Consider the following 4,923-nt stretch of genomic DNA (forward strand, 5'->3'; position numbering starts at 1 on the left):
GTCTCCCAGCGCATGACCCCGAAAATCGGATCGATTTTCGGAAAGGGATCATGCGCAAATGTTAAATGCTACAGCGTCCTTTGCGCGTCTTGAAAGACGCGCGGCGCCGTAGCGTGATCGGCGCGCATCCTAGCCACGCAAGGCGCGCGGGCAAGGGCGAACCGCCGAATTTCAGGGCTTATGTCAGACAAAACGACAATGCGCCGCACCGGATGCGCACGGCAGCACCGTCGGGGTTGGGGATTGCGGAGGACCGCCGGTCAGATCGCCTTGGCGCGCAGGGCGCCGCGGAAGGAATCGCGGAGATAGCCGAGCGTGGCGTCGGCATCGACCGGCTTGCCGAACAGATAGCCCTGTCCGCCGGCGCAGCCAAACTGGACCAGGCGATCGGCCTGCGCTTCCTGCTCGATTCCTTCGGCGACGACGTCCATGCCGAGCCCTTCGCACATGGCCAGAATGGCGCGGATGATGTGTTCCGACGGCCTGTCGTCGAGAATGGAGGAGACGAAGGCGCGGTCGATCTTGAGCTTGTCGAAATGGAATTCGCGCAAGCGGCCGAGCGAGGATTGGCCGGTGCCGAAATCGTCGAGCGAGACGCGGATGCCGACGCGGCGCAGATCCTCGACGATCTGAGCGGCCGAGGCCGGGTCGTTCATCAGGCCGGTCTCGGTGATCTCGATCTCCAGCCGGCGCGGATCGAAGCCGGTGCGGTCGAGGATCGCCAGTATGTGCAGGCCGGTGTTCTGGTCGACGAGCTGCGAGGGTGACAGGTTGAACGACAGGAACAGGTCCTTTGGCCAGCTTCTGGCGGCCTCCGTCGCCTTGCGCAGCACCAGCTGCGACAACGGGCCGATGATGCCGCGCTCCTCGGCGATGGGAATGAAGACGGTCGGCGGCACGGAACCCAGGTCGCGGTCGGTCCAGCGCGCCAGCGTCTCGAAGCCGATGGTGCGGCGCGTGGCGAGATCGACGATGGGTTGGAAATGCGGCTCCACCTCGCCGGCCGAGACAGCCCGGCGCAGCGCCTGTTCGATGCGGGTGACGCGCTTGGCCGCTTCTTCCATCTCACGGGTGTAGACGACGACGCGGCCACGGCCGGAACGCTTGGCGTGGTAGAGTGCCGTCTCTGCCTTGTTGATGAGGATTTCCGTGGTCTCGTCGCCCGAATAGAACAACGAGCAGCCGACCGAGGCCGAAAGCCTGGCGGTGCGTTCGCCGACATCGTAGGGCGCCGACAGGATCTCGATCAGCATGCGCGACTTTTCGGCCGCAGCGTCCTCGCTGAATACCATCGGATAGAGAAAAGCGAATTCGTCGGCGCCGATGCGGCAGACCGTGGAATAGCCGTCCATAGAGGCGCGCAGCCGCATCGCGACCTGGATCAGGATGTCGTCGCCGGCCTTGTGGCCGAACAGATCGTTGATCGGCTTGAAGCCGTCGAGGTCGAGAATCCCGACGGTAAAGGGCGCGGGATCGTCGGCTCGGTCGGCGATCAGCCGATCGACCTTGTCGAAGAAGCGGCGATGGTTGCCAAGCCCGGTCAACGGATCGGTGAATGCCAGATCCGTGCTCTCCCTGTTTGCCTGACCGGTGCCAAACGAAGTTTGCATCGGTGTCCCTGTTTTGTGACTTCGGAATTTATTTTCAGACTGGCAGCAAACCCTTTAGGAAACGTATCGCGAAATCGATTTTCCATGGGCAACCGCGACCTGTTTCGAAGGATCGATGTGAGGTGTGCATTCGGGCTCAAGGAACAACGAGGACGCGCAGCCTGGCTCCTGTCACGGAATGACCGGCAGGGCCGAGCTTGCGACTTGCTGATGCCAATCTTCAAAAGGTCGCGATTGGCAGACGGGCAGTGAGCCTGTACAGGCAGGACAGTCGTCCATCCGAGCCGCCGGAGACCCGCCATGAAGCTGAAAATCGCCGTCCAGATGGACCACATCTCCACCGTGTCGATCGCCGGCGACACCTCGTTCGCGCTGTCGCTGGAAGCGCAGCGGCGTGGCCATGAGCTGTTCCACTACACGCCGGGTCGGCTGTCGTTGCGCGACGGCAAGGTGTTTGCCCGCATTGAGGAGATGCAGGTGCGCGACGAGAAAGGCAGCCACTATTCGCTGGGCGAGAAGGTGCGCACCGATCTGTCGGAGATGGACGTCGTCCTGCTGCGCCAGGATCCGCCCTTCGACATGAACTACATCACCACCACGCACATCCTGGAGCGCATCCACCCGAAGACGCTCGTGGTCAACGACCCGGCCTGGGTGCGCAACAGCCCGGAAAAGATCTTCGTCACCGAATTTGCCGACCTGATGCCGGACACGCTGATCACCAAGGATCCACTCGAAGTTGCCGCCTTCCGCAAGGAGTTCGGCGACATCATCGTCAAGCCGCTCTACGGCAATGGCGGCGCCGGCATCTTCCATCTGCTGGAGGGCGACCGCAACCTGGCCTCGCTGCTGGAAATGTTCGGCCAGATGTTTCGCGAACCCTATATCGTGCAGCGCTATCTCAAGGACGTGCGCAAGGGCGACAAGCGCATCATCCTGATCGACGGCGAGCCGGTCGGCGCCATCAACCGGGTGCCCGCCGAACATGATTCCCGCTCCAATATGCATGTCGGCGGCCGCGCCGAAAAGACCGAGCTGACGGCGCGCGAACGCGAGATCTGCGCCCGCATCGGGCCGTCGCTGAAGGAGCGTGGCTTCATCCTGGTCGGCATCGACGTCATCGGTGACTACATGACCGAGATCAATGTCACCTCGCCGACCGGCGTGCGCGAGGTCAAACGCTTCGGCGGCGCCGACATCGCCAGCCTGTTCTGGGACGCGGTCGAGGACAAGCGCGGGTAAGCCGTTTTCATTTTGTCTTAACCATGTTCCGTTTTTGCAACCGCGCTCAATTCGGCTGCAACCCACGCGCTCACATGTTCCCGTAATGTTCTTGATTTGACCGAGGATTTGTGATTGTCTGCCCGTGGGGCCATTTCTTGGCCATCGCGTGGGTTGTGGCCTGGGGGCAAAGAAATGGTGGCGCGGGTTCGCACGGTCGCTTTCCAAGGCATCGAGGCCGTGCCGGTCGACGTGCAGGTGATGATCGCGCCCGGCAAGGTCAACATGCACATCGTCGGCCTGGGCGACAAGGCGGTGGCCGAAAGCCGCGAGCGGGTGCAGGCCGCACTGCATGCTTCAGGCCTGTCGATGCCGTCGAAGAAGGTCACGGTCAATCTGGCGCCGGCCGACCTGCCGAAGGAAGGCAGTCACTACGACCTGCCGATCGCGCTTGGCCTGATGGCTGCCCTTGGCGCCATTCCGGGCGACATGCTGGCCGGCTATGTCGTACTTGGAGAATTGTCGCTCGACGGCACGATTGCCGCGGTCGCCGGCGCCTTGCCGGCGGCGATCGCCGCCAATGCCGAGGGCAAAGGCCTGATCTGCCCGTTCGCCTGCGGACCTGAGGCGGCCTGGGCTGGAAAGGATTTCGACATTCTGGCACCGCGCAGCCTGATTGCCATCGCCAATCATTTTCGCGGCACGCAGGTGCTGTCGCGCCCCGAGGCCGGCATCCACGCCGCCGCGCCGGATTTGCCCGACCTCGCCGACATCAAGGGCCAGGAGACCGCCAAGCGGGCGCTGGAAGTGGCGGCCGCCGGCGGGGATAATCTTCTCATGATCGGCCCGCCGGGCTCGGGCAAATCGATGCTGGCGCAGCGGCTGCCGTCGATCCTGCCGCCGCTGGCGCCGAAGGAATTGCTCGAAGTCTCGATGATCGCGTCGGTGGCGGGAGAGCTCGGCGAAGGCAAATTGACCGACCGGCGGCCGTTCCGCGCGCCGCACCACTCGGCCTCGATGGCGGCGATGGTCGGCGGCGGCATCCGCGCGCGGCCGGGCGAGGTGTCGCTGGCCCATCACGGCGTGCTGTTCCTCGACGAGTTTCCCGAGTTCACGCCGCAGACGCTCGATGCGCTGCGCCAGCCGTTAGAGACCGGCGACTGCATGATCGCGCGGGCCAACCATCGCGTCACCTATCCAGCGCGTATCCAGCTGGTGGCGGCGATGAACCCGTGCCGTTGCGGCATGGCCGGCGAGCCGGGCTATCGCTGCCTGCGCGGCGAGCGCTGCCGCACCGACTACCAGGCGCGCATTTCGGGCCCGCTGCTCGACCGCATCGATCTCAGGATCGAAGTGCCGGCGGTCTCGGCCAGCGACCTGATCCTGCCCGACCGGGCGGAGAAAAGTGCCGATGTGGCGCTGCGTGTGGCACGCGCCCGCACCATCCAGCGCGAGCGCTTCGAGCGGCTCGGCGCCACCCGCGCCACCACCAACGCGCATTGCGCGCCCTCGGCCATCGAGGAGATCGCCATGCCTGACGCCGCCGGCCTGTCGCTGCTCAAGGACGCCAGCGAAAAGCTCGCCTTTTCGGCGCGCGCCTATCACCGGGTGCTGAAGGTGGCGCGGACACTCGCCGATCTCGACGCCAGCGAAACCGTCGGCCGCATCCATCTGGCCGAAGCGATTTCCTACCGCATGAGTTCGGAGCGGGTGGCGCAGGCGGCGTAGATCCTTGAGGGCGGGGCAATCGCCTATATGGCATCTTCTGAGATGTTTGCCCGGCACTTACCCCCACCCTTAGTCCCTCCCCACAAGGGAGGGAGACTTCGTCAGCGCTGACCTCGGCAAACTACCGAAAGTCGGCGCAGAAAATGGTCACGGGAGCGCGGAGCAGCGCTCCCTCCCCCTGTGGGAAGGGGTAGGGTGGGGGTTCTCTTCGTAAAAACTCATATGCGATAGCCCTCCCCTCAAGGGGGACCGCCGCTGCCTTTGGATACTTTCTTCGGATTGACGCTCGGCGTCGGCGCTTCGGGCGGCGGTTCGGCGGCGGCAGGCGCCGGGGCGGGTTCGGCTGCAGGCGCTTCGGGAGCGC

At 64.6% G+C, this 4,923-nt stretch carries 3 protein-coding genes; 2 read left to right on the plus strand and 1 reads right to left on the minus strand.

The genetic code is table 11. The features are described from left to right. Positions 1-260 precede the first annotated feature (260 nt). On the minus strand, positions 261-1,610 hold the full coding sequence (locus EN991_RS23215) for an EAL domain-containing protein (RefSeq protein WP_013528600.1): 1,350 nt from the start codon (positions 1,608-1,610) through the stop codon (positions 261-263). A gap of 300 nt (positions 1,611-1,910) precedes the next feature. Between EN991_RS23215 and gshB the strand changes: the two genes are divergently transcribed. Beyond that, positions 1,911-2,852 (plus strand): glutathione synthase, encoded by a 942-nt coding sequence (gene gshB, locus EN991_RS23220; RefSeq protein WP_127369626.1) that lies wholly within the window; start codon positions 1,911-1,913, stop codon positions 2,850-2,852. Between the two features lie 174 nt (positions 2,853-3,026). Then, entirely contained in the window at positions 3,027-4,559 is a 1,533-nt protein-coding gene (locus tag EN991_RS23225) for a YifB family Mg chelatase-like AAA ATPase (RefSeq protein ID WP_127369627.1), read from the plus strand. The last annotated feature ends 364 nt before the right edge of the window (positions 4,560-4,923 follow it).

It is taken from the genome of Mesorhizobium sp. M7A.F.Ca.US.005.03.2.1, from assembly GCF_003997795.1.
Classification (GTDB): Bacteria; Pseudomonadota; Alphaproteobacteria; order Rhizobiales; family Rhizobiaceae; genus Mesorhizobium; species Mesorhizobium ciceri.

What these genes read in the sequence shown, in the direction of transcription:
- EN991_RS23215 (WP_013528600.1), bottom strand. Translation starts at nt 1,610, where the DNA reads ATGCAAACTTCGTTTGGCACCGGTCAGGCAAACAGGGAGAGCACGGAT.
- gshB (WP_127369626.1), top strand. Translation starts at nt 1,911, where the DNA reads ATGAAGCTGAAAATCGCCGTCCAGATGGACCACATCTCCACCGTGTCG.
- EN991_RS23225 (WP_127369627.1), top strand. Translation starts at nt 3,027, where the DNA reads ATGGTGGCGCGGGTTCGCACGGTCGCTTTCCAAGGCATCGAGGCCGTG.